Consider the following 26,152-nt stretch of genomic DNA (forward strand, 5'->3'; position numbering starts at 1 on the left):
TCCATGATTCGCTTTGAGCAGGTCAGTAAGGTCTACGCCGGGGGCTTCCAGGCCCTCAACAAGGTGGATTTTGCCGTTGAGCCGGGAGAGATGGCGTTTCTCACCGGCCACAGTGGCGCTGGTAAAAGTACCCTGCTCAAGCTGATCACCGCCATCGAAAAGCCCACCACCGGCCGGGTGCAGGTGCTGGGCCACGATGTGGGGCGGCTTGCCCGCAGCAAGGTCCCCTTCCTGCGCCGCCAGATTGGCATCATCTTCCAGGACCACAACCTGCTGATGGACCGCACCGTGCGGGAAAACGTCTCCTTGCCGTTGCTCATCGAGGGCTATCGCGGCAGTGAAATAGACAAGCGGGTGGGGGCTGCGCTGGAACTGGTGGGCCTGGGTGACAAGCTCGGTTATCTGCCAGAGCACCTCTCCGGGGGTGAGCAGCAGCGCGTGGGCATCGCCCGCGCCATCGTCAGCAAGCCCAAGTTGCTGCTGGCGGATGAGCCCACGGGTAACCTGGATCCCAAGCTTTCCCTTGAGATCATGACGCTGTTTGAAACCTTCAACCGCACCGGCACCTCGGTGCTGATCGCCACCCACGATCTGGGGCTGATCGCCCGCATGCGTTACCGCAACCTTACCCTGAGGGATGGCCGGATGATCAGTGAAGATCTGCAGGGGGGCCGCTCATGAGCCTGGGGGCCGACAAGCAGCCTCTGGGGCGCCGATTCATGGCTTACCTGCAAAGCCACTTCCGTCACCTGTTTGCCTCATTGGGTGAACTGTGGCGCCTGCCACTGACCTCACTGCTGACCATGGCGGTGCTGGGGATCAGCCTGAGCCTGCCCACGGTGCTGGCGGTATTGGTAAAAAACTCCGCCCAGGTGCAGCAGCACTGGACCGATCCTACAGAGATCAGCCTGTTTCTCGATGCCGGCCTGTCCGAGCAGCGACTGGCCAGTTTGCAGTCGCAACTGCGTGGCATGGAGGAGGTAGGTCAGGTGGATTACTTCACCGCCGATGACTCCCTGGCGGACTTCAAGGCGATGTCTCAGTTTGGCGAAGCCCTTCAGTATCTGGATGACAACCCTCTGCCTCCGGTGATCCGGGTGCTCCCCAGCCTGCAATATCGCGAGGTGGAGCGGCTGCAGCGGCTGAAACAAAAGCTGTCTGGGCTCAATGGGGTGGAGATGGCCCGGCTGGACCTGGAGTGGCTGCTGCAGCTTAAGGCGCTGATGGCCAGTCTCTCCAAGATGGCCTGGGGTGTGGCTGCCCTGCTGATTGGTGCCGTGGTGCTGGTGACCGCCAACACCATCCGCATGGCCATCACCCAGCGCCAGGATGAGATTCGGGTGATGAAGCTGGTGGGGGCGACCAATGGTTTCATTCGCCGTCCCTTCCTCTATGCCGGCATCTGGTACGGGCTGAGTGCCTCGGTAATCGCCTGGACCTGCGTCAGCGCCATCCTGATCTGGTTTGATGGTGCCCTGGCCGAGTTTGTCAGCAGCTATCAGAGCAACTTCCGTCTCGAAGGCCTCTCTCTGTCAGAGCTGGGCGCCATGGTCGGCACCTCGGTGCTGCTATGCTGGTTGGGGGCCTGGCTGTCGGTGCAGCGTCATCTCACCGCCATTGAACCTCAGTAGACTCCAAAGGTCAGACTGAGGAAGCTGTGAAGCGGATCCCGTTTCATGATAGACTCTCCGGTCCAGTTGATTTCTGAGGTATCGATGAGCGACAAAAAACAAGCATTGGGTTTGATGGTGGTCCCCCAAGGGGGCGGCAGTCTGGAGTCTTACATCCAGTCCGTCAATGGCATCCCCATGCTGTCAGCAGAAGAGGAGTACCACCTGGCCGTGCGATTGCGCCAGGAGGGCGACATTGATTCGGCCAAGGCGCTGATCATGTCCCATCTGCGTTTCGTTGTTCACGTTGCCAAGAGCTACTCCGGCTACGGCCTGCCCCAAGCCGACCTGATTCAGGAAGGCAACATCGGCCTGATGAAGGCGGTGAAGCGCTTCGATCCCGAGGTTGGGGTACGATTGGTCTCCTTCGCCGTGCACTGGATCAAGGCGGAGATCCACGAATACGTTCTGAAGAACTGGCGTATCGTTAAGGTGGCCACCACCAAGGCCCAGCGCAAGCTGTTCTTCAACCTGCGTAAAGCCAAGCAGCGTCTTGGCTGGTTTACCCAGGAGGAGGTCGCCACCGTGGCCGAGTCCCTGGGCGTGAGCGAGTCCGAGGTGCTGGAGATGGAATCCCGCCTGGCCGCTCAGGACGCCTCCTTCGACATCCCCAATGAGCCCGATGAGCCTGATGTGAGCTTTGCGCCGGTGCACTACCTGGAGGATCAGAGCTCCAACCATGCGCTGGAGATCGAGCAGGAGGATCACGACTCCCAGTCCAAGGACAGGCTCTACGCTGCCCTGCGAACCCTGGATGAGCGCAGTCAGGAGATCCTCAAGACTCGCTGGCTGGATGAGGAGAAGACCACCCTGCAGGAGCTGGCGGAGCGCTACCAGGTATCCGCGGAGCGAATTCGTCAGCTGGAGAAGAACGCCATCAAGAAATTGAAGAACTTGATGGAATAATGGTCTTTAAATTCAATCAGTTTATTTTCGGGTCGGCTCTGCCGGCCCGAGTCGGTTAAGGGGGAAGTATGGAGTGTCGTCTCGGCTGTGGTGCCTGCTGCATCGCCCCCTCAATCAGTTCCCCCATTCCCGGCATGCCCCATGGCAAGCCCGCCGGTGTGCGCTGCATTCAGCTGGATGACAACAACCTGTGCAAGCTGTTCGGTCAGCCTACGCGCCCGGTGGTGTGCGGTGCCTTCAAGCCGGACACCGATCTCTGCGGCGGTACCGATGAGCAGGCGATGGTGACCCTCACCCTGCTTGAGCAGGACACCTATGAGTCCCTGAGAGCCGGGGCGGCACTCAAGGGATAGCCTTGCGCCTGCGCTGGCAGCCAGTACACTGGGCTGTCGGTAACAGAAGCGGAGACAGGGATGGCGATTCCCAAGGTGGGGTTTGACCTGAGTCGGACCAATCAGGCGGAGCTTGAGATCTTATCTCTGCAGTCCCTCTCTGGCCGTGCCATGAAGCGGCATGACCCTCAGCTTCCCCACCGCATCCGCTTCTTCCAACTGTTGTTGATTGAGCAGGGCCAGGGCCATCATATGGTGGACTTTCAGGAGTACCCCATTTCTCCCGGAACCGTGGTCTTTGTTCAGCCGGGACAGGTGCAGGCGTTTCGATTCAGCTCCGAGCTGAAAGGCAAGCTGTTGCTGTTCACCCAGGGCTTCCTGGACAAGTTGCACAACCACATGCGCCTGACCAGTTTTACCCCCACTCATCTGAATCAACACCACCATCCGCAGACCCAACTCGACGCCGAAAACCTGGCCCGTTGTCAGGCACTGACCGGTGAGATGGCCAGGGAAACCACTTTGGAGCAGCCGGACTCACTGATGGTGATGCATCTGTTCTCCGCGCTGAACCTGTTGCTTCACCGGCTTAAGCCGCAACATCGCCAGGAGAGGTTGCCGGATGAGCAGCGCGCCCGGCTGGGACGTTTCATGGAGCTGCTGGAGGCCCATTTTCACCGGACCCGGGACGCCAACTGGTACGCCAGCCAGATAGGCGTTACCTATAAGACCCTCAACTGCTTGTGTAAGGCGGCCATGGAGATGACTGCCAAGCAGGCCATCGATGCCTACACCATCCTGGAGATCAAGCGGCGGTTGGTGATCAGCCAGGACACCTCGTCTCAGATGGCCCTGGATCTTGGGTTTGAAGATGCCAGCAACTTCGTTAAGTACTTTAAGAAACAGGTGCGAATGACGCCCAGCCAGTTTCGCCAGGGCTTTATCACGCCCACGCTGTAGTTGGATATTCACCAGCTTCTCGATGGCGCAATCTCCAGTGCTTATCCCCTATTTGTCTGGCAATTCGCCGACATTTGACGATCTTGGCTCTCTTTTTTCTGTTTAACTCCGTTTATCAGGTCTGGTTAGCAAGTCTAATTGTTCGATATTTACCATTTTTAGGCTCTAACCCACCGCGCCTCATCGACGAGAGAAATCTAGGATGGTGTGCAGATTCCAAGGGAGAGACAGTCATGAAACATCAGATCAAACAACTGGCAGCCGCTACCTCATTGGTCCTGACCCTGGGCCTGGTGGGTTGTGCCAATTCCGACTCCGACAATGAGGCCCCGACCCTCACGGACAAGGAGCAGAAGGTGGTGGCCCTGCTGGAGAGCATCGAGACCGGTGATCAGGCCCCTGTGGCCTACATCAACCCCAACAAGTACACCCAGCACAACCTGGCGGTGAAAGATGGTCTGGCCGGCTTCGGTGAGGTGCTGCAGGCCCTGCCCGAAGGCAGTGCCAAAGCGGATGTGAAGCGGGTGTTCGAGTACGGTGAGTATGTGGTGGCGCATACCGAGTACAACTTCTTCGGCCCCAAGGCGGGCTTCGACATCTTCCGTTTCGAGAATGGGCTGATTGTCGAGCACTGGGACAACTTGCAGGAGATTGCGCCGCCCAACGCCAGCGGTCGCACCCAGTTCGATGGGGAGACCCGAATCAGCGATCTGGACCGCACCGACGAGAACATCATGATCGTCACCGAGTTTGTCGAGACCATTCTGATGGATGGCACAGGGGACATCAGCAACTACATCGATGGGGGCAAGGGTGACTATCTGCAGCACAACCCTGGCGTGGCCGATGATCTGGAGGGGCTGATGGCCGCCCTCGGGGCACTGGCGGACGCGGGCACCCCGATGATCTACACCAAGCACCACATCACCCTGGGTAAGGGCAACTTCGTGCTGTCGGTGAGCGAAGGGCAGTTCCTCGGTGAGCATGTGGCCTTCTACGACCTGTTCCGCCTGAGCAAAGGCAAGATTGTCGAGCATTGGGACACCATCGAAGCGATTCCGCCCCAGGAGCAGTGGGCCAACAGCAATGGCAAGTTTGGCTTCTAAACTGCCGAACAATGACAAAGGGCCAGCGATTGCTGGCCCTTTTCAGTGGAGGCTGGCACCGCCGAGGCTCGCCTGGGACACCTGCGGCGTGGGCAGCTTATGCAGAAAGGCGGTGGGCGGCTTCAGCGACCGGAGTTGGGCCCGTTGTCTGTCGCTCAGCAGAGCCGAAGCCGGCACCAGGGAGACGCCCTGGCCGTCCAGGGAGGGTAACGCCTGCTCCAGGAAGGTCAGGGTTTCCGGGTAGGGGTGGCCAATGAGCACCGCCCGGCCATATCGCTTGGCGATGGTCACCGCCTGGTCAAACTGCTGTTGCAGATCCACTTCTTCGGTTTCGTTGTCCAGAAACACATGACGCTTCAGGGCCGGAATGCCCTGAGCCACGGCGGCGTCGTAGGCGACGGAGTCCGGGGTGGTGAGGCTGTCGACAAAGTAGAGATCTCTGTCGGCCACCTCCACCATGACGGCGTCCATCATGGGGCGCTGGCGGGTCAGGGTGCTGCCCATGTGGTTGTTGATGCCCCGGGCAAAGGGGATGTCCGCCAAGGCGCGCTTGATGGTGAGCTGCACTTCCCAGGGGGTCATGCCACCCACCAGGGCACTGGGCCCCAAGGCGTTGCCGCCATCGGCCAGCATCGGCAGATGCAGCATGATCTCATTGCCCTGGCGCCAGCCGGCGACGGCCAACTGCCGACCCCAGGGGGTATGGGGCAGCACACTCAGTGTGGTGGCAGCAGGCAGTGCCAGCACGCCTTTATCGGTTTGCCGGTATCCTACATCGTCGATAATAAGGGTCAGCTCTGCCGCTGTGGCGGTGTGTACCCACAGCAGCAGAGCCAGAAAAGCGTACCTGATGATTACTCCCGGGAAGGCTGCAACAACCACTCATAGGCGGCTGCTAACTGACTGTCCTGTAGCCATTGTCCGTTCATTTCTGATTCAGCCATTATAGGCTTCTCGACGCCATTCTCCAGCAGCACCTGAACATCGGGGTCGATCCCCTTCTTGTCGATAAAGGTGCCGTTGGGGGTGGCGTAGCGGGCGGTGGTCAGCTTGATGGCACCCTGCTGTCCCAGCAGGGGGATGAGGCTTTGCACCGTCCCCTTGCCGAACGAGGTTTGGCCAAACAGGGTGGCCTTCTGATGATCCTTGAGGGCGCCGGCCAGAATCTCCGCCGCCGAGGCGCTGCCTTCGTTGATCAGCACCACCACTTCCAGTTGCCCCAAGGGGGCGGCGTCTGAGGCGTAGTAGTCGTTGTTGGCGTCCAGGAAACGGCCATGGGTGGACACAATCAGGCCGGCCTCGAGAAACATGTCGGCGATCTGAACGGCGGAATCGAACATGCCGCCGGGGTTGTTACGCAGATCCAGAATCAGTTGGGTGAGCCCCTCCTGTTGGATGCGGCTGCTGAACCTGGCCACCTCGTCTGTGGTCTGGCGATTGAAACTGTTGATCTTCAGGTAGCCCACCTGATGGGGCAGTGAGCGGAACTGGGTGCTGTCGATGGTGATGTTGCTCGGTTGCAGACTGACCGTCAGCGGCATGGGCGCCTTCTCCCGCTTGAGGGTCAGGGTGAGGGTACGATCTTCGCGGCTGGCGCTCTTGATGTACTGGATCAGCTTGTCCATGGTGTCCGGTGTGGCGGGCAGGTCGTCCACGCGCACCAGAATGTCGCCGGGCTTGATGCCGGCGTAGTGGGCGGAGCTGTGTGCCAGGGGGGTGATCACCTGAACCACACCCTCCTCGATGCTCACCTCGATGCCGTAGCCGTAGTAGTGGCCGTCGTTGGCTTCTCTGAGCAGTTCCAGAGTCTGCGGGGTCAGGTAGGTGGAGTGCGGATCCAGGGACTCAAACAACCCCTTAAGCGCGCCCTCGATCATGGCACGGCGATCCACCTGATCGACGTAGTAATACTCCACGATGTCCTGCACCGTGACGATCAGTTCCTGGGCTTCCTCCAGTGTCGGCGCCGCCACTTCCCTGTGCTCTTCCGCCTGTGGACTGAATACAAGCAGAATGCCGACCAGCAAGGCGAACAGTTGCGGCATAGCGCATACCCTCTGGCCACGTTGGCGGGGCTGTGTTACCGCCTCTTCAGGTAGGGGGCCGGGTCCACAGCGAGTCCCCGATGACGGATTTCAAAGTATAGTCCGCTATCGGACTGTCCGCCTGAGTCTCCGCTGAGGGCAATCACTTCTCCCCCCTCTACCCGGTCGCCCACCTCCTTGAGCAGACTTTGGGCGTGGCCGTACAGGCTGAGGTACTCTTCGCCATGATCCACCACCACCACCATGCCATAGCCTCGCAGCCAGTCGGAGAACACCACCTGGCCTGGGGCCACCGCCTCAACATTGCGGCCTTCCCGCCCGGCGATCAGCAGGCCGTTCCACTTGAGCTGCCCCTGTCGGTGGCTGCCAAAGCGGTGCTTGACCTTGCCGGAGAGCGGCCAGTCCAGCCTGCCTTTGAGCTCTCTCAGTCCGTCCAGGGAGACCGGACGGGCGGCGAGGGCGGCCAGGGCCTCCTCAATGGCCTGGGCCAGGATCTCACTGTCCACCTCAAGCTGATCGAGCTTGCGACTCTCCTTCTTGAGCTGAGCCTCCAGTTTGGCCAGGGTCTGCTTTCGCTTCTCCTGTTGCTTACGAAGGGATTTTTGCTGGTTGTCCAGATTCTCCTGGGTGCGCTCCAGTTGGGCTTTGCGCTCCAGTTGCTGGCGGTGGTTGTTGGTGAGGGCGTCTTTGGTGGCGGCAATCGCTTCCATGGCCTGGATGCGTGCCTGATTGAGGTAGTGGTAATAGGTCAGCAGCCGCTGTTTGTCGGCGCTGTTCTGTTTGAGCAGAAGCTGGCCGGTTTCTCCCTGACCCGCGACCCAGGAGGCGCGGATCTGGGCGGCCAGCTGCTGTTGCTGCTGTTCAAACTGTCGTTCCAGCTGGGTCTGCTCCCTGGAGAGCTCGGCCAGCTGACCATTGAGGCTGTTCAGCTTGTTGCGGTTACCACGAATGGCCGCCGCCTGCTTGCTGATGGCCAGTTCATCCTGGCGCAATGCCTTGCTGGTTTTATCCCGGCTGGCCTTGCTGGCGATCAGCTTGGACTGGCTGGCCTTGATCTGCTTCTGCAGCTTTTGAAGCTGCTGCTGCTGCTGATCAATCTCCTCCTGGCTGGCGGCCAGGGGCAGGCTGAACAGGCCCGCCAGGAGGGCGGGCCACAGGAACGACAGGAACTTCATCTTATTCCGCCAGGGTGACGATGGGGGTACCGGTCATCTCCTCGGGGATCTCCAGGCCCATCAGGTGCAGCATGGTGGGAGCCACGTCGGAGAGGCGTCCGCCTTCCCGTACCTGGGCGTTGCGGCCCACGTAGATGAAGGGAACCGGTTCACTGGTGTGCGCGGTATGGGCCTGACCAGAGTTGGCGTCGCACATCTGCTCGGCGTTACCGTGGTCGGCGGTGATCAGGCACTCGCCACCGGCACGCTCGACGACGTCCAGAACACGCTGGATGCTGGCGTCCACGGCTTCGCACGCCTTCACGGCGGCATCGAAGTCTCCGGTGTGACCCACCATGTCGCCGTTGGGGTAGTTGCAGATGATGGCGTCGAAGTTGCCGTTCTCAATGGCGTCCACCAGCTTGTCGGTCAGCTCGAGGCTGCTCATCTCGGGCTGCATGTCGTAGGTAGCCACATTGGGGGACTTCACCAAAATGCGCTCTTCGCCTTCGAAGGGCTGCTCGATGCCGCCATTGAAGAAGAAGGTGACGTGGGCGTACTTCTCGGTCTCGGAGATGCGCAGCTGACGTTTGCCCTGGTTGGCCATCAGTTCACCGAAGGTGTTCTTCAGGGCCTCAGGCGGGAAGGCGCAGCTGGTGTCGATGTCGGCGGCGTACTCGGTCAGCATCACGAAGTCGGCCAGCTTGGGGGCCTTCGCCTTGGTGAAGCCGTCGAAATCAGCGTCGATGAAGGCGCGGGTCAGCTGACGGGCGCGGTCGGCACGGAAGTTCATGAAGATTACCGCGTCGCCATCGTTGAAGGTGGCGTCGGCGTCGATGGAGGAGGGGGCGACAAACTCGTCGTTCTCGTCACGATCGTAGGCGGCCTGCAGGGCGTCGGTGGCACTGGTGTAGCTGTGTTCGCTCTTGCCCAGGGTCAGCAGGTCAAACGCGGCCTGAACCCGCTCCCAACGTTGGTCGCGGTCCATGGCGTAGTAACGACCTACGATGGAGCCGATGGCACCACAGCCAAGTTCGGCAAACAGCTTGTCGAAGCGAACCAGGGAGTTGTGGGCGGAACGGGGCGGGGTATCGCGGCCGTCCAGGAAGCCGTGCAGGTACACTTTCTTGGCACCACGCTCGGCGGCCATGCGGATGGCGGCTTCCAGGTGGTCTTCATGGCTGTGTACGCCACCGGGAGAGAGCAGTCCCATGATGTGCACGGCACCGTCGTTGGCCTTGGCCTTGTCTACGGCACTGCACAGTACAGGGTTGTGGTTGAACTCACCGTCTTCGATGGACTTGCCGATGCGGGTCAGGTCCTGATAGACGATGCGCCCGGCGCCCAGGTTGATGTGGCCCACTTCGGAGTTACCCATCTGACCGTCGGGCAGGCCAACGTCGTTACCGGATCCGGAGATCAGGGTAGAGGGGTAGTCGCGGAACAGGCGATCCATAGTGGGAGTGTTGGCTCTGCTGATGGCGTTGTCGTCAGCGTCGGCTCTGTGTCCCCAGCCGTCCAGGATCAGGAGGGCAAGTGGGGTAGTGCGCTTGGTCATCTACTATCCTTTTTGCCGTCGAGGCAATCGCAAATAAAACTGCTGTCAGTGTACAACGTAACCAGCGATCTTCTCCAGATCGCCCAGGCAAAAATGTAATTTTATTACATCCTCATTTCCCCCTGTGCTGTGATCCGCACCCCGTCCCTGCCGGTTACAGACACTTCACATGCCGGGGGATCCGGTTATACTGGCGACTTTCGCTCCTCACCAACGTCAACCGATTTAGGCAAGTTAATGCAGGAATATATCGATTTTCTCGGCCGTCACGCCATGCTGAGTGCGGCTTGGGTGGGTCTGCTGGTGGCCTTCCTGTTCGTCACCATCAAATCCGCCTTCTCCAAGGTAAAGAATATCCCCGCCCAGCAGGCGGTGCAGATGATCAACAAAGAGGGCGCTGTGGTCGTGGACGTGCGCAGCGATGAGGAGTTCCGCAAGGGCCACATCGCCAACGCCAAGCACATTCCTCTGGCGGAGATTAAAAATAATCAGCTGTCGACCCTTGAAAACCACAAGAGCGCTCCCATTATAGTTGTGTGTAACGCTGGCGTGAGCTCCGTACAGGCGGCGCAAATGTTGGTATCCGCGGGCTTTGAGAAGGTGTTCAGCCTGCAGGGTGGCATGACCGATTGGAAAGCGGCCAACCTGCTGGTAGTGCGTAAAAGGCGCTAAACCTCTTTCTGGTCGCGCATAAGACGATATGGATGGCGACACACTCAGCTTCAAGCCGGCCCGGCGCGACCGCCGTAACCAGGTTGTGGAGTTTCGAGACGCCCAGAACGACGACAACAATATTTAGGATTTAGACAAATGGCAGAAGCAGCTAACAACGCAGCCAACGAGCAGGCCGCACCTCAGTTCCAGATTCAGCGTGTATACACCAAGGACATCTCCTTCGAGACTCCTAACTCTCCCGCTATCTTCCAGAAAGAGTGGAAGCCAGAAGTTAAGCTGGACCTGGATACCCGCAGCAACAAGCTGGCTGACGACGTTTACGAAGTGGTTCTGAACATCACCGTAACCACCAAGGTAGAAGAAGACGTGGCCTTCCTGTGTGAAGTACAGCAAGCCGGTATCTTCTCCATCGCCAACCTGCCTGAGCCTCAGCTGGCCCACGCCCTGGGCGCCGGTTGTCCTAACATCCTGTTCCCATACGCCCGCGAAGCGATCGCCAGCATGGTTAACCGTGGTACCTTCCCTCCACTGAACCTGGCGCCTGTAAACTTCGATGGCCTGTTCGCTCAGTACGTTCAGCGTCAGCAGGAGCAAGCCGCTGCCGAGCAAGCTGACGCCTAAGGGAGCGAGTCAGTTGACTGAACAAGCCGCAGTAACGGTTTTAGGGGCGGGGTCTTACGGCACCGCCCTTGCCATATCCCTGGCCCGTAATGGTCATCGCACCATCATCTGGGGGCACCTGCCGGACCACATGGAACGGCTGGAGCAGGATCGCCGCAACGAGGAGTTTCTCCCCGGCGTCGACTTCCCCGATGAACTGGTGGTGGAAGCGGACCTGGGCAAGGCCCTGGCTGCCAGCCGCAATGTGCTGGTGGTGGTGCCGAGCCATGTGTTCGCCCTGGTGCTGAAACAGGCACAGCCGCTGTTGCGTGATGACGCCCGCGTCGTCTGGGCCACCAAAGGCCTGGAGCCCGAGACTGGCCGGCTGCTGCAGGACGTTGCCCGGGAGATCCTGGGTGAGCAGATCCCGCTGGCGGTGATGTCCGGTCCCACCTTTGCCAAAGAGATGGCCGCCGGCCTGCCCACCGCCATCTCCCTGGCCTCTACCGACGATGATTTCGCCGAAGAGATGGCCCGGCTGATGCATTGCGGCACCTGGCTTCGGGTGTACCGCAACGCCGATTTTATCGGTATGCAGCTCGGTGGTGCGGTGAAAAACGTTATCGCCATCGGCGCTGGCATGTCTGACGGCATCGGTTTTGGTGCCAATGCCCGTACCGCGCTGATTACCCGTGGTTTGGTGGAGCTGTGTCGTCTGGGTTGTGCCCTGGGCGCGGACAAGAACACCTTCATGGGGATGGCCGGCCTGGGTGATCTGGTGCTGACCTGCACCGACAACCAGTCCCGTAACCGACGCTTCGGCCTGGCCCTGGGCCAGGGGAAAGATGTCGACACCGCCCAGACTGAGATCGGTCAGGTGGTGGAGGGGTATCGCAACACCAAAGAGGTGTACATGCTGGCCAAGCGGGTTGGCGTGGAGATGCCCATCTGTGAACAGCTTTTCCAGGTGCTCTATGAGGGCAAGCCGGTGAAAGAGGCAGCAAAACAACTGCTGTCGCGGGACCCCAAGTCCGAGTAAAATGACCGGTGGTCAAAATGATTCCAAAGGGATGCAGCCGCATCCCTTTTTGTTTTTAGGTAGAAGTGATGAGTCTTGAAACAGAGGTGCTGGTGATCGGCGCCGGTGCCGCCGGATTGATGTGTGCCGCAACCGCCGCTGCCCGCGGTCGTAAGGTGATGGTCATCGACCATGCCAAGCAGGCGGGTAAGAAGATCCTGATCAGTGGCGGTGGCCGCTGCAACTTCACCAACCTCTATGTGGAGCCAGCCAATTACCTGTGCAGCAATCCCCACTTCGTCAAATCCGCCCTGGCCCAATACACCCAGTGGGATTTTATCGATCTGGTGGTGCGCCACAACATCGCCTATCACGAGCGAGACCACGGCCAGTTGTTCTGTGATGACAGCGCCAAAGAGATCGTGCGTATGTTGCTGGATGAGTGCGACAAGGGCCAGGTGCAGTTGAGACTGCGGACCGAGATTGAGTCGGTGAGCCGACTGGAGAGCGGGTTTGCCGTGGCCACCAGCATCGGCCGCATCCAATGCCAGTCTCTGGTGGTGGCCACCGGAGGCCTCTCCATGCCCAAGCTGGGGGCCACTCCCTATGGCTATAAGCTGGCGGAGCAGTTTGGCCTTAAGCTCAAGCCGACCCGGGCCGGTCTGGTTCCCTTCACCCTGCAACCCCAGGACAAGCAGCACTTCGAGCCCCTGTCCGGCATCAGCCTGACCGCCAATGTGGCTGCCCAGCGTGGCCCGGCCTTTACTGAGCAGATGCTGATCACCCATCGCGGCCTCTCCGGTCCCTGCGTGCTGCAGGCTTCCAACTACCGGGAACCCGGTGAGGGGGTCACCATCGACCTGCTCCCCTCGGTAGACGTGGCCGAGGCCCTGGCCCAGGCCAGGGAGCAGAACCCCAAGCGTCAGCTCTCCACCTGGTTGTCAGAGCATTTCCCGGGGCGTCTGGCGGAGACGCTGATCGCCTACCACAGTTGGCCCAATCAGCCTCTGGGGCAGCTGAACAAGGCCACCCTGGCCGCCATTCCCGAGCAGCTCAACCGCTGGCAGCTCAAGCCCGGTGGGGACGAGGGTTACCGCACCGCCGAGGTGACCCTGGGCGGAGTGGACACCGATGAGCTCAGCTCCAAGACCATGGAGTGCAAGAGGGTCCCCGGACTCTACTTCGTCGGTGAGGTGATGGACGTCACCGGCTGGCTGGGAGGCTTCAACTTCCAGTGGGCCTGGGCTTCCGGCTATGTGGCGGGACAGAACGCCTGAGTACGCCGAAACAGGCAGTGCCACCATGGCTACCGCCAGCAGCAGAAGCAGGGTGATGGCCAGGCGCCACTGACGCAGGTAGCGTTCACCGCCTTCCAGGCGTTGAGGCCACCTGTGTCTCAGCCATATCTCCCGCCAATAGCCAAACCAGGCGGCTCGCAGCCTGGGCAGGCTATGGGTCGCGACTCTCTTTATCCTCCGAAACACAACGCTGTGGCTAAATGGAACCGCTGAGCCTTTCGGGCTGACGGCGTCCTCCTTCCCCAAGCCAAGGGCGCCGATGAGGACCAACCCCCCAGTACCGATGCCCGCCAGCAAAGGAAGCCCGGTGCCAACCTCGGGCCAGAGAGTGGGCAGCATCAGACCCGCGCCAATCACCATGGTCACCCCGGCAGCAGTCAGGCTCACCACCAGGGTGCCCAGCTTGCGCCTGCGGCTCTGTGACACTCCTTGCCACAGAACGTACACAGCCACGCCGGCCCCGGTTGCCAGCAGCAGCCCCCCGGCCAAGGAGGCATCAAGGATACCCAGTGGCAGCCAGCGCAGCAGGCCGAACAGTCCGGTGGCGATGGGGCCGACCCAGAACAGCAGTGACAGCGCCGGACTCGGCGAACGGTGGGTTTGGGGAATCCACAGCAGCAGAGGCCACAGGCCCATCTTCAGCAGGTAGCCCAGGGCCACCAACAGTGGATAGAGGGGGGAGAAGTCCGGGTGTGCCACTGCCTGCTCCAGCTGGGTAAAGCCCAGATTGCCATTGGCGACAGTGGCCAGCAGCATGGCGTCAAACAGCAGCAGATCGGCGATGATCAGCGGTATCAGATAGAGCTGGCCAGCGCGGCGGTTGGCCGGGTCGAAGTCGGTCAGCAGCAAGCCGACAAAGGCGTAACTCATCAGGGTCGAGAAGGCATAAAACCCCATCAGGTCGGTGCTTAGCAGCGCGCCTGTCTGGCCACTGAGGGCCAGCAGTAACCAGGTGCCCCGGTAGACCCGAAGGGTGGCAGGAAACAGCAGGTAGGCGCTGGCCCAGGCCACCACCGACATCGCCAGCCACCAGCGCGCGGTCGGGTCCAGACTCAGGGCAACACCGGTATTGAACCATGACAGGGATACCCAAGCCTGGGTCGGCATCAGCACCATGATTGCCGTCGGCAGCAGGGCCAGCAGAAGCGGCCAGGGCAAGGCGTGGCGCAGGATTGGCAAGGCCAGAACCAGCGGCAGCCCCGGGGCCAGAGTCAGAAGCAGGGTCATCAGCGTCATGGCGCGAACCCCCTGTCGGCGATGATTCCGGCCCACTCCACCAGGCCGAAGGGAGCGGAGGCCAGTACCCCCAGCATCACGATCATGACTGCCGTTGCCAGGGGAGGCAGCAGCAGCGCCCAGGCTGTCTCCTGTTGACCCAGGTTGCGCTCCGCCGGCCAGTTCGCCGGCGGCGCCCTGAACCAGGCGCGGTGCAGGATGGGCAGGAAGTAGGCGGCGTTGAGTGCGCTGCTGCCGGAGAGGATCAGAATCACCCAGCCCTGATTCATCTCAAGGGCACCAAGCCCCAGATACCACTTGCTGAAGAATCCCGCCAGGGGAGGAGCGCCGATCATGCCAAACGCCCCCAGGGTGAAGGAGGCCATGGTCCAGGGCATGCGCTGGCCCACCCCGTCCATCTCCTCGATGTGGTGAATGCCCAGGGTTTCGGCCAGGTTTCCGGCGCAGAGGAACAGGGTGATCTTCTGCACCCCCTGATGCACCAGGTGCACCAAACCGCCGGTGGCGGCAATGGGGCCCGCCAGGGCAACGCCAAGGATGATGTAGGCGATCTGACTGACGGTGGAGAACGCCAGCCGCCGCTTCAGCTCCTGCTGGAACAGCGCCCTGACCGAACCGTAGACAATGGTGATGGCGGCCAGGGCTGCCAGGGGCAGCATCAGCCCCAGACTGGCGGCGAAATTGATGCCATAAACGTCAAAAATGACACGAATGATGCCGAATGCGCCGGCTTTGACTACGGCCACCGCGTGCAGCAGGGCACTGACCGGGGCCGGTGCCACCATCGCCTGGGGCAGCCAGCCATGGAGGGGGATCAGCGCCGCCTTGACCCCCAGTCCGGCGATCAGCAAGCCGAACACCAGGATCAGCTGCGGGTGAAGGGAGGCATCCACCTCGGCCAGGAATCCGCCCTCCCGGAAGTCCAGAGAACCCGTTAGGGTGAACAGCCACACGGTGGCCAGCAGCAGCAGGGCGCCGCCGCCGACGGTATAGGCCAGGTAGTTGCGTCCGGCCCGTCGCGCTACCTCGGTGCCGCGATGGACGATCAGCGGATAGGTACACAGGGTCAGCAGTTCATAGAACAGCAGGAAGGTAAGCAGGTTGCCCGCCAGGGCGACACCGACTGTGGCGGTCACACACAGGCTGAAGAAGCCGAAGAAGCGACTGCGATTGGGGGAATTTTCCAGGTAGCCCACGGCGTAGACCGTGGTGACCAGCCACAGTAGGGCGGAGAGCAGCAGAAACAGCATCGACAGCGGTGTGGCGCGCAGCATCAGGTCCAGACCCGCGATCAGGGGCAGCTGAGCCTGATAGTGCTCGCCTCGCAACATGCCTGCCAGCATCGCCAGTACCAGCACTATCTTCACCACCGCGCCAGCCAGGTTCAGGGTGGTGCGGGTGATGACCCTCTCTTCCGGCAGCAGGAAGATGATCAAGCCCGGCAGCAGAGAACTGCCGAGGATCAGCAGCGGCAGGGACTGGCTCCAACTCATCCGCTCCCCCTTACACCGAATGGTGCTCCCAGCTCCATCATTGTCATGGGAGGTGCCGCGAACAGCCCCAGGATGATCGCCAGCAGGGCCATGGCCAGGGGGGGCCAGATCATCTGTGGGGACAACCTTTGCAGCGACGCCGAGGGGGTGGCCTGGGTAAAGACGCAGCCGATCACCCTGAACAGGTAGGCCGCAGCCAGGAAGCCGCCCAACAGCAGGATCAGGGCCCACCACCATTGCCCGGACTGAACTGACGCTTGCAGCAGCAACCACTTGGCGATGAAGCCCCCGCTGGGAGGCAGCCCCATGATGCTGACCCCGGCCAGGGTGAAGGCGGTCATGGTCAGAGGCAGTTTCTGGAGGATGGGGTCAAACTCGGCAATGCGGTCGTGGCCTGCCGCAGTCATGATGTTGCCCGCCGCCATAAACAGAGCCGCTTTGGCCATGGCGTGAGACAGCACCATGTAGACCGCTCCCTTCCAGGCGAGACCGATGCCCAGGGGAAAAGCCAGAAACAGGTAGCCCAGCTGGGAGACCGTCGAGTAAGCGATCAGCAGCTTCAGTCGGGTCTGGCGCAGTGCCAGCACTCCGCCCCACAACACGGCGATGCCCCCCAGTCCTCCCAGCAGTTGGGCCAGTGGCACTGTGGTCGCCGGCAGCAGGGTCCACCACAGGCGCAGCAGGATGTAGAAGGAGGCCTTGACCACCAGGGCCGACAACAGCGCGCTGACCGGAGTCGGGGCGTTGGCGTGGGCTGGCGGCAGCCAGAAGTGCAGGGGGAATAGGGCGGATTTGATCAAAAGGCCGGCGCCCATGAGTCCCAGGGCAACCCATACCGAAGGTGACGGGGTTATCCGCTGGGCCAGCAGGGTGAGGTCCAGGGTGCCAACACCGTGATAGAGCAGGGCCACGCCCAACAGGTAGAACAACGAGCTAACCAAACCCACCAGCAGATAGCGCATGGCAGAGGTCAGCGCCTGAGCGCCGCCGGCCAGGGCCACCAGCGCCACCGCCGCCAAGCCAAGCAATTCCAGGGTGACGTAGAGATTGAAGATGTCTGCGGAGAGAAACAGGGCATTGAGTGCGCCCCACAGCAGCAGCCACAGAGGCCAGAAGTGGCCAGCCCTCTCTGCACCGAAGTAGCCGCTGGCATAGACACTGATTCCCAGGCCGGTGAGGGCGGTGGTCATCAGCATAATCAGGCTCAGTCCATCGGCAAACAGGTCGATACCCAGGGGGGCACCCCAGCTACCCATGGGGTAGCGCACCTCCTCCAGGTGGCTAAGTTGCCAGCCCAGGCCGGCTACACAGGCCAGGATGGCGATGGCGGTGACTATGCCCAGCCACTGATTGCGCGCTGGGAACAGGAAGCAGGCGATGCCCCCCAGCAGCGGCAAGATGATCAGTAGGGTGACCCAGGCAAACTCCAGCAATGTTGACTCCTTTCCATCTCAGCTTACGGTCCCTGGTCGTGGTGGGACTCCTGCAGGTGATCGATAAGCTCACTCTTTCCGGTGGCCAGGAACACCTTGAGCATCAGACGCAGCGCCAGGGCCGTTGCCGACACAGTGACCACGATGCCGGTGATCACCATGGCGTGGGGGACCGGGTCAGGCGGCAGTTGCGGATTGCGAAACGCCAGGGCCACCAGGGTCAGAAAGACGCCACTGCACATCACATTGAGGGCGAGAATCTTTCTCAGCAGGTGGCGGTGCACCATCAGGGTGTTGAGTCCCAGCACAAACAGGGCAACACCAAGCAGGGCATAGAGGTAGACGTGGTTCATCCGGGCCTCCCTGTGGGTGGGTTGCCCAGAAACAGGGCGGCTAAGGTGATGCCAATGGAGAGGGTGGCGGCCGCCTCAATCACCAGTATCAGCTTCGAGGCGACAATGGGGGGAAAGTGCAGGAATCCCCTGTCCAGCAGCAGGGCGGCCCCGGTCAGGATAAACACCCCCAGGCCGGCCACTATGCTCAGTCTGACCGGCAGCGTCAGGAAGCGGTTTTCCACTCGCCAATCACACAGCAGCAGCAATACGCCCGCTGCTCCGAGCAGCGATCCCGCCTGAAATGCACCGCCGGGGGAGGATGCGCCTGCCCACAACAGGTAGCCCGCCACCAGCAGCAGGACCGGAACCAGCTGCCGTGACATCATCTCCAGCACCAGCCCGGGAGGGGGAGAGCGGTACTCTGTCAGGCCGCCCAGTGACCAGGCGCCGAGCAGGGCCACCAGCAGCACCGCCAGTTCCAGCAGGGTGTCGTAGCCACGGAAGTTGAGCAGTACCGCGGTCACCTGATTGGTGACACCGCTGGCATTCATGTGACTGGCCACCAGGGGAGGCAACTGCTGTGCTGGCTCGGGGGTGATCACCACGGCGTAGGCGATCCCTGAGAAGACCAGCAGCAACAGCGGCCATCGCACCCAGCATTCTCTGATCATCTCAGCGCTCCTGCCCTTTGTGGGCCATATCTGACGTGGTGTCGTCGGTCGGAGAGTTGCTCTTGTCATCGGTTTTCAATCTCGCCAGGGCGGCCAACAGCAGTGCGCCGGTGAGGCCCGCACCGATGGCCGCTTCCGCCAGGGCGATATCCACGGCACCGAGCCGCACCCAGGCCAAGGCCATCAGCAACCCAAAGTTGATGTACAGCACTATTGCCCTGAACAGGTCCGGGCTGGCCAGTGCCTGCCAGGCAAGGCAGAACAACCCCATTCCCAACAATCCGTCCAGCAGCCAGTAGAGCGTGGTTACCCCTTCCATATCTTGATACCCCGCAGAAGCGCACCCCGGGCAATCAGGTGGGCGATGCTGGCGCTGGCAAGTATCACCAGCCCCCAGATCAGCAGCAACTTGATCACGGTAAGCCAGCTCTCGACGTCAAGTGACAGGCCAGCGACGATCAGCCCCAGGCCAAGGTTGTCCGCCTTGGTCAAGGCATGCAGTCGGGTGTAGACGTCAGGGAAGCGCAGCAGTCCCAGGGTGCCGGCCAGGAAAAACAGCCCACCGCAGACCAGCAGAATCACAGACAGGGCGTTAACTGTTGTCATCATCAGCCTCCTCCCCCGGCCAGGCGCGTCGCACGAAGGCCACCGCAGTGACCGCCGACAACAGGGCGAACACCAGGGCAACATCCCGCAGTTCTGACTGGCCGGAGGCCTGTGCCAGCAGCAGCAGGGTGGCCACCGAAGTGGTGCCGAACAACTGGGCGGACAGCATGCGATCAGCCGCGGTGGGCCCCCTCAATACCCGCCACATACCGGCAATCAGGTTCAGCAACAGGAACAGTGCTAATACAAATTGCAGGGTCTGCATACGGACTCCGTTCTCCTAAATGGTTGGGGTGGCTAAGATGCTGGGGTTGGGCGGCATCTCCGCGATTCAACTCAACCTGTCGCTGTCGTCGGCTGGCGGCAGTGGGGTGCCAAACACCAGGGCGATGATCCTCTCCAGCTCCAATAATTCCGGTATGACTGTTTTGCGCCCATCGAGTACATGCACTCTCAGCAACCCTGTCCTCAGCTCGGTACTGAGGGTGCCGGGGAGCAGGCTGACGGTGTTGGCCATAAACACCCTGGCCATACCCGACGGCAATCTCAGTGGAAAGTCGATAAGGGTTGGCGCCAAGGGGCGTCGAGGGTGGAACGCCCGCCAGGCGACATCAACCCCGCCCCGCAGTGAATACCAGATGAAGTGCGGAACGAATCGGGCAAAACCCACAGGAGAGAAGCTAAAGGGGGCCACCAGTTTCATGCTGACCCAGGTTGCCAACAGCACCACCGGGACTCCAACCCACCAGGATGCCATGGCACCGTCACTGAGCATCCACCACAGCAGGGCAAATGCTGCGGCACGCCAGCCCGCCCCGAGGTGCTGGGTACTCAGGCCTTCGTGCTGTTTGCCGGTCGCCAGGGGTTGACTCATCCACAGCTCCTAAATCCATCTCTGCTGCCAGGGGGCAGTGTTCACACCCGCCACCACACATCTGAACATCCGGTCTGGAGACAGACTGTGCCAACAGGCAGATTGCTTGGGAAGGCAGGGCTGTGTGGTGCGTCTTTCGTCGTCCGTTCGGGGCGCTTTACCAATACCCTTCCTTTCAAAAGTGTAGGTGATGATCAGAGGGTTAGGCCGAAATTCAGGGTTGGCTTCATGGCAAATAAGTGGCAAGGGGCGTATGGCCCGAGGCCGGGCTGGGCCGATGAGACGCTGAGATGGCTGGTCACTCCCAGGGCGAGCTATGTATCAGGGGATCAGCCATCGATTTTGATGTGGCCGAGGATGTAATCGGTGGAGTAAACCCTGGAGTCGCCCTGTTCTGCCTTCTCCTTGAGGCTGGTTACCTCAACCATCAGGGGGCTGGCTTTCCCCCTTCCCTGGCGAACTGGTTGTCTGAGGGCTTTCACTGATGGAACAGGGTTAGTATCTTAGTTACTTTGGAATCAAGAGACTTTTGGGAATTTGGTAAGGTTGTGGCTTTTGAATAGTGGCAACTCATAGTTAATACCGTGACGGAAGTCAGGAAGAATTCGACGCCTTTTAAGAATGGCTTGTTGCCAGTTAGCGCATGGCGCAGCGATGCTGTGTGGTGTTATTCACTATAAGCAGTAGTATTTTTCAACTAGTTCGGAGGGGGGCATTGGCCTGCCAAAAAGAAACCCTTGTGCCTGCTTACAGCCAAACCCAGTCAAAATCTCGGCTTGCTGTCGATCTTCAACACCTTCGGCGATGACATCCATACCGAATGAATCACCCAATGAGATAATTGCTTCGGCGATCAATTGGTTTTTGGTATTGATGGCGATGTTTTGAGTGAAGCTCCGGTCAATCTTCAGAGTGCTTGCCGGTAAGTTTGCTAAATAGCTAAGGGATGAGTATCCGGTTCCGAAGTCATCAATGGCGATTAAGATTCCCATATCTCTCAGCTGCTCTAATTGGTTCGAAGAGCTTTCTAGATTTTGAACAAGCCAACTCTCGGTGACCTCCACCTCCAATAATGATGGTTTGAAACCAGTTGATGAGATGAGCCTCTTTACGTCGTAAGCAAGCGAACCCCCCAATATTTGTCGGCCTGACACATTCACGGAAATGCGCCCAACATCGAATCCATTGTCGAGCCATTTTTTACCCTGCTTACAGGCTTCCTCGATCACCCAGAGGCCAACTTCTTCGATATATCCGCTTTTTTCAATTATGGGAATAAATTCGGACGGTGGGATAGGGCCAAGGTTAGGGTGTTGCCATCGGATAAGGGCCTCTACACCAATGAGTTTGCTGGTGGCAAGGTCGACTTTGGGCTGGTAAACCAGATGAAACTCATTGTTTAGGATTGCGTGCGGCACCTCCTCTCTAATTCTGACCTCTTTTTGAAACTCCTTCAGCATCGACTCATTGTAAAAGGTGAAGCCGTTTCGCCCGGAATTCTTGGCGTGGAACATGGCAGCGTCGGCGTTTCTAAGCAATGTAACACTTTCCGTGCCGTGCCGAGGGTATTGTGCTACACCGATACTGGAGCTCAGCCTGAGCTGCGTACCATCACTAACGATGATGGGGCGGCTCAATGATGCCATTATGCGTATGACAATTTCAGTTACCGTTGCGCTGCACTGGGTGTCTGATACGAGAACAAGGAACTCATCCCCCCCAAGTCTTGAGGCGACATCATCAGCACGAATTGATTTCTTTAGTCTTTGGGACACTTCAATTAGCACCTCGTCGCCGATGGTGTGTCCGCGAGTGTCATTAATTAATTTGAAATGATCGATATCGATGAACAATACTGCTCCCGCTTCCCCATGAGTTGTTACCCTTGTCAGGGTGCGGTCCATCAATGCCAATATCGATGCGCGATTTTTTAGGCCTGTCAGGGAGTCATGGTAGGCCAATTGTGCCAGCCGACTCTCGGCCTTTTTTTGCTGGGAGATATCAATGAAAACTGCTATGTAGTAGCGCACACGGCCGTTTTCATCAAAAATTGCATTGATTGTGCTGAGTTGGGGGTAGATGGTGCCATCCTTGCGGCGGTTCCATATTTCACCCTGCCAACGTCCCTCAGAAGACAGGTTATGCCACATCGACTGGTAGAACTCCTGGCTGTGGCGGCCCGACTTTAAGCACCTGGGATTGAGCCCTAAAACCTCGTTTCTTGTAAAACCAGTGATGCTGGAGAATGCTTGATTTACCTCTACAATATTTCCTTCTTCGTCAGTTACTACAAAGGCGTCGTATGAGTTTGAGAAGGCAGCAGTGGCTATACGTATTTGCTCTTCGAAAGCTTTGCGCTGAGTGATATCTCGGGTCATACCTATGACACCGATGAGGTCGCCAGTGTCTGACAGCAGGGGGGCTTTGACTATTTCTATCCAGCCTGTATCGCCTTTCCAGTTTGCATATTCATCAGTGACAATTTGGTTTCTGGTTCGTAGTACTTCCTTATCTATATCAGAGTAGGCAGTCGCTTTTTCTTTGGGAAACAGATCAAAGGCGTTTTTTCCTATGGGTGAAGTGTTCCAGTGACGCCTAGTTTTTTCGTTTGCGGAAATATAATTTCCTTCCAGATTTTTAACCCAAACGTAGCCCTCGAGACTGTCGATAAAGCTCTGTAGTGAGGGCTGTGATTGTTGCCTGTTGTGGTATAGATGCTCGTTGACCAGGTCGTGGTTGCGGCAGGCATCAATTTCAATCAAGTCGTGCCTGACCCTCACAAGAAAGTTTTCCAGCAGCACCCATTGCGCCTCGGATAGAGATGAGCCACATACTGAATCGAGGCAGAGAAATGCCGATGGGCGTTGCTTGGACAGGGAAATGGCGAAAGCCTGGGTGGTGCCGATCTGGATTGGATTGCCGATTAGGCAAGTATTCTCGATGTGAACTTCTTCTATGCGCGACAGGTGCTTAAGTGCCTCCGTAACGTCCTGGCACTGGCCTTCGCTGACCAGTACGACCAGATCTTCCTGTATATCCCTGACTGCAATAAAGGCTGTAGCGCAGAGTGTGGTTGTCATCTGAGCCAGTGTTCGCTTCCAGTTTTGTGCGACGCCAAGCCTTAATTCCATTTCAACGTTGTTTCCATATTCAGTGTTGAGTCGACGAAGAGTTTGAGAGGCCCTGAGAGGTGAATACCCTCTCAGGGCCAAATTACGGAGCCAACCAGTTGTTATGCCGATTAGTGAAAATGTTCCATTTGTTGGGACAGGTTTTCCGCGAGTCGGTGGAGTTCCTCGGCTCTGTTGGCGGTTTGAACTGCAGCATCCTTGGTCATATGGGTAATTTCACTGACCTGGGATGCGTTAGAAGAGATCTCCTGGCTTACCTGTGCTTGCTGTTCTGACGTGGCCGCTATGCCTTCGGCCATGGAAGCGATACTTTGCACTTGAGTCCGGATGTCTCTGAAAGCCCCTCCAGCACTTTTTACCTTGTCATTGACCTGTTGGCTTGATTCCTGGCCAGCATTCATCATATTCACGGACGATTGAATGCGTGACTGCAGTTGGCCAATAATGCCTATCACTTCCTGAACAGAGCTCTGAGTCCTGTGCGCCAGTTGCCGGACCTCATCAGCTACTACGGAGAAACCTCGACCATGTTCACCGGCGCGAGCAGCTTCAATGGCCGCATTTAGTGCCAATAGGTTAGTTTGGTCGGCAATGGTATCGATCATGGTGGTCACAGATTCGATATTTTTGCTTTCTTCATGCACTTGCTGAATTGCTTCGGTGGATTGACTAAGCTGCTGAGTCAGTTGAGCCACCTCCTGTTCTACATTGTCCATGAGGATGGAGCCCTGCTCACTATCAGCGTCGGCTTCACGGACATTATTGGCCATTGACTCGACCTGTTCAGCCACCGAGTTGGCTGAAGAGGCCATCTCCTCAATGGCTGTCGCCATCTGGTCAACCTGATGCTGTTGCTGCTCAGTCTGCTTCAGGCTGTTTTCGGAGAATTGGGCTACGCTATCGGCCGACGCTCGGGACTCGGTGATGTTTGATTTTATGCTCTCTATCGTCTTGCGAAGATTTGCTGCCATTCCACCCATGTTGCCTACCAAATTGGTAATTTCATTGTCTGCATTGTGCGAGGGTACAGGAATTCGAACGCTGACCTGGCCATCGCCGAGGGCCCGCATATAGTCGTTGGCTGCAGTTAGTGGCGACAGAACCCGTTTCAGCGCCCAAGTTACGAAAACGATGGTAGCCAGTCCTGCGATCAGTGCGATGGTCACAATCTGATACAGTGCTGCTCGGGAGCCTTTGGTGATTTCGTCAATGAAGGTTCCGCCAGTGAGTACCCACTCCCAGCCCGGCACTTTGGCAAAGGCAAGATACTTTTCTCCGGTAAAGCCATTGTAGGTATGGGGGTAGTGCACAACGCCGGATTCACCGTCGAATAATTTCTGGAATGGCTTCTCTTCTGTGGCAAGCGAAATGATGTTCTTGCTCAAGTTTTCTTTAAGGGGGTGGTGGAGATACATTCCTCGATTGGCTTCGCTGTCGTCAAAGACGATGGTGTAACCGGTATCGCCCCACTGGATGCGTGACAAACTGGAAAACAGGTCGTTGGCAGCCTGGTCAACCAGCAAGGCAACGGCCACTGCACCGATAACAATTCCTTGTTCGTTCCGAAGCGGGGAGTAATAGGCAAGGTAACTTTTACCTTGAACGTTGGTCTTGTTGTAATAGTCTTCGCCCCGTTGCAACGTCTGATAAGCAGGGCTGTTTCGTTGCAATGGAGTGCCTACGATTCTTTCGCCCTGAGGGTTGGTAAATGAGGTAGAGAGACGGATGTAGTCACTGCCATCTTTACTGAATATGGTCGCGCCAGCTTGGGAATCTTTGGCGAACTGGTCAACCATTTGGTTATTGCTGACTTCAACACCAGAGACCAAGAAATCGGTTACCTGTTTTCCAGACAACAGTTTTGGGGATGGATTAATCGTCACCCCCTTCATATATTGATTACGCAGAGTTGAGGTCAATACTTCGGCTTGTTTCAAGTAGCCACTAAAGCTCTGTTCCATGGTGAGGCTGAGCGCTTTCACCTTGGATTCATGTTCGGTTAACGTTGTTTTCAGCAGGGCCTGGTAGGCGTCTTGGTAGACGAAATATGCCGTTCCTGAGAATGACAGGGTGACCATCAAAGCAACGATGGCTCCGAGTTGTACGCTTAGGCTTCGGTGTTTGAAATTGAACATGGTTTTATTAAGGGCTCTGCTGACTGTTTTTTATTCAGAATTGGGCGGTTGGCGCATTCTATATGCATCTTTAGATATGTAAATGTAAGAACTTATGTAGGATTGACATTCCAAGCTGAAGTGTGACGGACTTTTTCTTTTGGAATTGATTCCAACTTGATGGTATTTATTCTGGTTATATTGCAATCAAAGTTGTTAATTTATCTTGGCAAAATAAAGAGCTTTTAAATATTAGAGTGCCATCAGTGCTGATTTTTCTCGGTTTCGAGATGAAATTCCATGGGGTGACTAGATGGTGAGGGATCTCTGGCCTGGTGGGGAGTAGATAAGACTATATTTTTGTATGCGGCGAAGGCCAATTGACGGCAGTAAGGCTTGGTGTATTTGAAAGAGGGGAGTTCCCTACGCGGTGCGGCTCAAAAAGCCGCCCGAAGGCGGCCTGGTATCAGGGGATCAGCCATCGATTTTGATGTGTCCGAGGATGTAATCGGTGGAGTAAACCCTGGAGTCGCCCTGTTCTGCCTGCTCCTTGAGGCCGGTGACCTCCACCATCAGCGAGGTCTGCTTCTCGATGCTGCTGCTGCCGATGAGGAAATCCTTATCGATGTCGGTACCGACCCCGAACTGGCCGACGGAGTCTCGGTCCACCCGCTCACTGGTGAACACAAAGTAGGGATAGCCCGCATTGCGGCACAGCTCCGCAGACTTGTAGAGCACGTACTTGCGCGCCAGCGCCCGGTCGGTGGCGTTGTTGCCCACGAAGCTGATCTGCCAGCTGTCCGGGGCGATCTGCACCGTGTCGAACCCTTCGCCGAAGGTCCAGAAGGATTTCTCGGTGTCATAGGAGGTGGCGCAGGCGCTCACCAGCAGGGCCAGGCTCAGGCAGCCCATCAGTTGCATCAGGCGTCTCATGGTT

The 26,152-nt window shown here is 58.6% G+C and carries 25 protein-coding genes and 1 pseudogene; 10 read left to right on the top strand and 16 right to left on the bottom strand.

Annotated elements, in window-relative coordinates; translation table 11 throughout:
* The first annotated feature begins 3 nt into the window (after positions 1-3).
* The 6 genes from ftsE (at position 4) to ACN0RV_RS00110 (ending at position 4,974) form a co-directional block, all read left to right on the top strand.
* Complete coding sequence (gene ftsE / locus ACN0RV_RS00085) at positions 4-681, top strand: cell division ATP-binding protein FtsE (protein WP_417344463.1); 678 nt, start codon at positions 4-6, stop codon at positions 679-681.
* Positions 678-1,631: a permease-like cell division protein FtsX gene (gene ftsX, locus ACN0RV_RS00090; RefSeq protein ID WP_417344465.1), complete on the top strand. Its 954-nt coding sequence runs from the start codon at positions 678-680 to the stop codon at positions 1,629-1,631. The genes ftsE and ftsX overlap by 4 nt, the downstream gene beginning before the upstream one ends.
* A gap of 84 nt (positions 1,632-1,715) precedes the next feature.
* Positions 1,716-2,576 (top strand): RNA polymerase sigma factor RpoH, encoded by an 861-nt coding sequence (gene rpoH / locus ACN0RV_RS00095; protein ID WP_286340942.1) that lies wholly within the window; start codon positions 1,716-1,718, stop codon positions 2,574-2,576.
* Between the two features lie 68 nt (positions 2,577-2,644).
* The gene (locus ACN0RV_RS00100) at positions 2,645-2,929 is read left to right on the top strand and encodes a YkgJ family cysteine cluster protein (RefSeq protein WP_417344468.1); all 285 of its coding nucleotides are present in this window, start codon (positions 2,645-2,647) and stop codon (positions 2,927-2,929) included.
* 60 nt (positions 2,930-2,989) lie between these two features.
* Positions 2,990-3,868, top strand: a complete 879-nt coding sequence (locus tag ACN0RV_RS00105; RefSeq protein ID WP_417344470.1) for an AraC family transcriptional regulator — start codon at positions 2,990-2,992, stop codon at positions 3,866-3,868.
* Positions 3,869-4,101: 233 nt separating this feature from the next.
* Complete coding sequence (locus tag ACN0RV_RS00110) at positions 4,102-4,974, top strand: hypothetical protein (RefSeq protein WP_417344472.1); 873 nt, start codon at positions 4,102-4,104, stop codon at positions 4,972-4,974.
* A gap of 42 nt (positions 4,975-5,016) precedes the next feature.
* On the opposite strand, the gene ACN0RV_RS00115 is transcribed toward ACN0RV_RS00110, so the two are convergent.
* Genes ACN0RV_RS00115 through gpmM form a run of 4 tightly spaced genes read right to left on the bottom strand, consistent with a single transcriptional unit; the run spans position 5,017 to position 9,731 of the window.
* Positions 5,017-5,856: a divergent polysaccharide deacetylase family protein gene (locus ACN0RV_RS00115; protein WP_417344478.1), complete on the bottom strand. Its 840-nt coding sequence runs from the start codon at positions 5,854-5,856 to the stop codon at positions 5,017-5,019.
* Positions 5,829-7,019 carry a S41 family peptidase gene (locus ACN0RV_RS00120; RefSeq protein ID WP_417344484.1) on the bottom strand — a complete coding sequence of 397 codons (1,191 nt, stop codon included), beginning with the start codon at positions 7,017-7,019 and terminating at the stop codon, positions 5,829-5,831. The genes ACN0RV_RS00115 and ACN0RV_RS00120 overlap by 28 nt, the downstream gene beginning before the upstream one ends.
* Before the next feature lie 35 nt (positions 7,020-7,054).
* On the bottom strand, positions 7,055-8,194 hold the full coding sequence (locus ACN0RV_RS00125) for a murein hydrolase activator EnvC family protein (RefSeq protein WP_417344486.1): 1,140 nt from the start codon (positions 8,192-8,194) through the stop codon (positions 7,055-7,057).
* A 1-nt stretch (position 8,195) separates the two neighbouring features.
* Positions 8,196-9,731: a 2,3-bisphosphoglycerate-independent phosphoglycerate mutase gene (gene gpmM, locus ACN0RV_RS00130; RefSeq protein WP_417344487.1), complete on the bottom strand. Its 1,536-nt coding sequence runs from the start codon at positions 9,729-9,731 to the stop codon at positions 8,196-8,198.
* Positions 9,732-9,968: 237 nt separating this feature from the next.
* Here gpmM and ACN0RV_RS00135 point away from each other — a divergent pair, with 237 nt between their 5' ends.
* The 4 genes from ACN0RV_RS00135 to ACN0RV_RS00150 all read left to right on the top strand — a co-directional run bounded on the left by ACN0RV_RS00135 (position 9,969) and on the right by ACN0RV_RS00150 (position 13,301).
* Positions 9,969-10,403, top strand: coding sequence for a rhodanese-like domain-containing protein (locus ACN0RV_RS00135; protein WP_417344489.1), 435 nt, complete (start codon positions 9,969-9,971; stop codon positions 10,401-10,403).
* 138 nt (positions 10,404-10,541) lie between these two features.
* Complete coding sequence (gene secB, locus ACN0RV_RS00140) at positions 10,542-11,027, top strand: protein-export chaperone SecB (RefSeq protein WP_417344491.1); 486 nt, start codon at positions 10,542-10,544, stop codon at positions 11,025-11,027.
* A gap of 13 nt (positions 11,028-11,040) precedes the next feature.
* The gene (gene gpsA / locus ACN0RV_RS00145; protein WP_417344493.1) at positions 11,041-12,045 is read left to right on the top strand and encodes an NAD(P)H-dependent glycerol-3-phosphate dehydrogenase; all 1,005 of its coding nucleotides are present in this window, start codon (positions 11,041-11,043) and stop codon (positions 12,043-12,045) included.
* A 68-nt stretch (positions 12,046-12,113) separates the two neighbouring features.
* Positions 12,114-13,301, top strand: a complete 1,188-nt coding sequence (locus ACN0RV_RS00150; protein WP_417344495.1) for an NAD(P)/FAD-dependent oxidoreductase — start codon at positions 12,114-12,116, stop codon at positions 13,299-13,301.
* Positions 13,302-13,844: 543 nt separating this feature from the next.
* Here ACN0RV_RS00150 and ACN0RV_RS00155 read toward each other — a convergent pair.
* The 12 genes and pseudogenes from ACN0RV_RS00155 to ACN0RV_RS00210 form a co-directional block, all read right to left on the bottom strand.
* Positions 13,845-14,558 (bottom strand): annotated as a pseudogene (locus tag ACN0RV_RS00155) (proton-conducting transporter membrane subunit); the annotation flags it as partial.
* Entirely contained in the window at positions 14,555-16,051 is a 1,497-nt protein-coding gene (locus tag ACN0RV_RS00160; RefSeq protein WP_417344496.1) for a complex I subunit 5 family protein, read from the bottom strand. The gene ACN0RV_RS00160 and the pseudogene ACN0RV_RS00155, both read right to left, overlap by 4 nt.
* Positions 16,048-17,484, bottom strand: a complete 1,437-nt coding sequence (locus ACN0RV_RS00165) for a complex I subunit 5 family protein (RefSeq protein ID WP_417344498.1) — start codon at positions 17,482-17,484, stop codon at positions 16,048-16,050. The genes ACN0RV_RS00160 and ACN0RV_RS00165 overlap by 4 nt, the downstream gene beginning before the upstream one ends.
* Before the next feature lie 23 nt (positions 17,485-17,507).
* Positions 17,508-17,837 (bottom strand): NADH-quinone oxidoreductase subunit K, encoded by a 330-nt coding sequence (locus ACN0RV_RS00170; protein ID WP_417344499.1) that lies wholly within the window; start codon positions 17,835-17,837, stop codon positions 17,508-17,510.
* Positions 17,834-18,490 carry a hydrogen gas-evolving membrane-bound hydrogenase subunit E gene (gene mbhE, locus ACN0RV_RS00175; RefSeq protein ID WP_417344500.1) on the bottom strand — a complete coding sequence of 219 codons (657 nt, stop codon included), beginning with the start codon at positions 18,488-18,490 and terminating at the stop codon, positions 17,834-17,836. Before mbhE ends, ACN0RV_RS00170 begins: the two co-directional genes overlap by 4 nt.
* Position 18,491: 1 nt before the next feature.
* Positions 18,492-18,809, bottom strand: a complete 318-nt coding sequence (locus ACN0RV_RS00180) for a Na(+)/H(+) antiporter subunit B (protein WP_417344501.1) — start codon at positions 18,807-18,809, stop codon at positions 18,492-18,494.
* On the bottom strand, positions 18,797-19,099 hold the full coding sequence (gene mnhG, locus ACN0RV_RS00185; RefSeq protein WP_417344503.1) for a monovalent cation/H(+) antiporter subunit G: 303 nt from the start codon (positions 19,097-19,099) through the stop codon (positions 18,797-18,799). The genes ACN0RV_RS00180 and mnhG overlap by 13 nt, the downstream gene beginning before the upstream one ends.
* A complete protein-coding gene (locus tag ACN0RV_RS00190; RefSeq protein WP_417344505.1) occupies positions 19,083-19,361 on the bottom strand; it encodes a monovalent cation/H+ antiporter complex subunit F in 279 nt (92 codons plus the stop codon). Before ACN0RV_RS00190 ends, mnhG begins: the two co-directional genes overlap by 17 nt.
* Before the next feature lie 66 nt (positions 19,362-19,427).
* Positions 19,428-19,970 (bottom strand): Na+/H+ antiporter subunit E, encoded by a 543-nt coding sequence (locus tag ACN0RV_RS00195; RefSeq protein ID WP_417344507.1) that lies wholly within the window; start codon positions 19,968-19,970, stop codon positions 19,428-19,430.
* Between the two features lie 674 nt (positions 19,971-20,644).
* Positions 20,645-23,101: an EAL domain-containing protein gene (locus tag ACN0RV_RS00200; protein WP_417344509.1), complete on the bottom strand. Its 2,457-nt coding sequence runs from the start codon at positions 23,099-23,101 to the stop codon at positions 20,645-20,647.
* A gap of 110 nt (positions 23,102-23,211) precedes the next feature.
* Positions 23,212-25,179, bottom strand: coding sequence for a Cache 3/Cache 2 fusion domain-containing protein (locus tag ACN0RV_RS00205; RefSeq protein WP_417345368.1), 1,968 nt, complete (start codon positions 25,177-25,179; stop codon positions 23,212-23,214).
* Positions 25,180-25,689: 510 nt separating this feature from the next.
* Positions 25,690-26,148 carry a CC0125/CC1285 family lipoprotein gene (locus tag ACN0RV_RS00210; protein WP_417344511.1) on the bottom strand — a complete coding sequence of 153 codons (459 nt, stop codon included), beginning with the start codon at positions 26,146-26,148 and terminating at the stop codon, positions 25,690-25,692.
* Positions 26,149-26,152 lie beyond the last annotated feature (4 nt).

The organism is Ferrimonas sp., assembly GCF_048263965.1.
GTDB lineage: Bacteria > Pseudomonadota > Gammaproteobacteria > Enterobacterales > Shewanellaceae > Ferrimonas.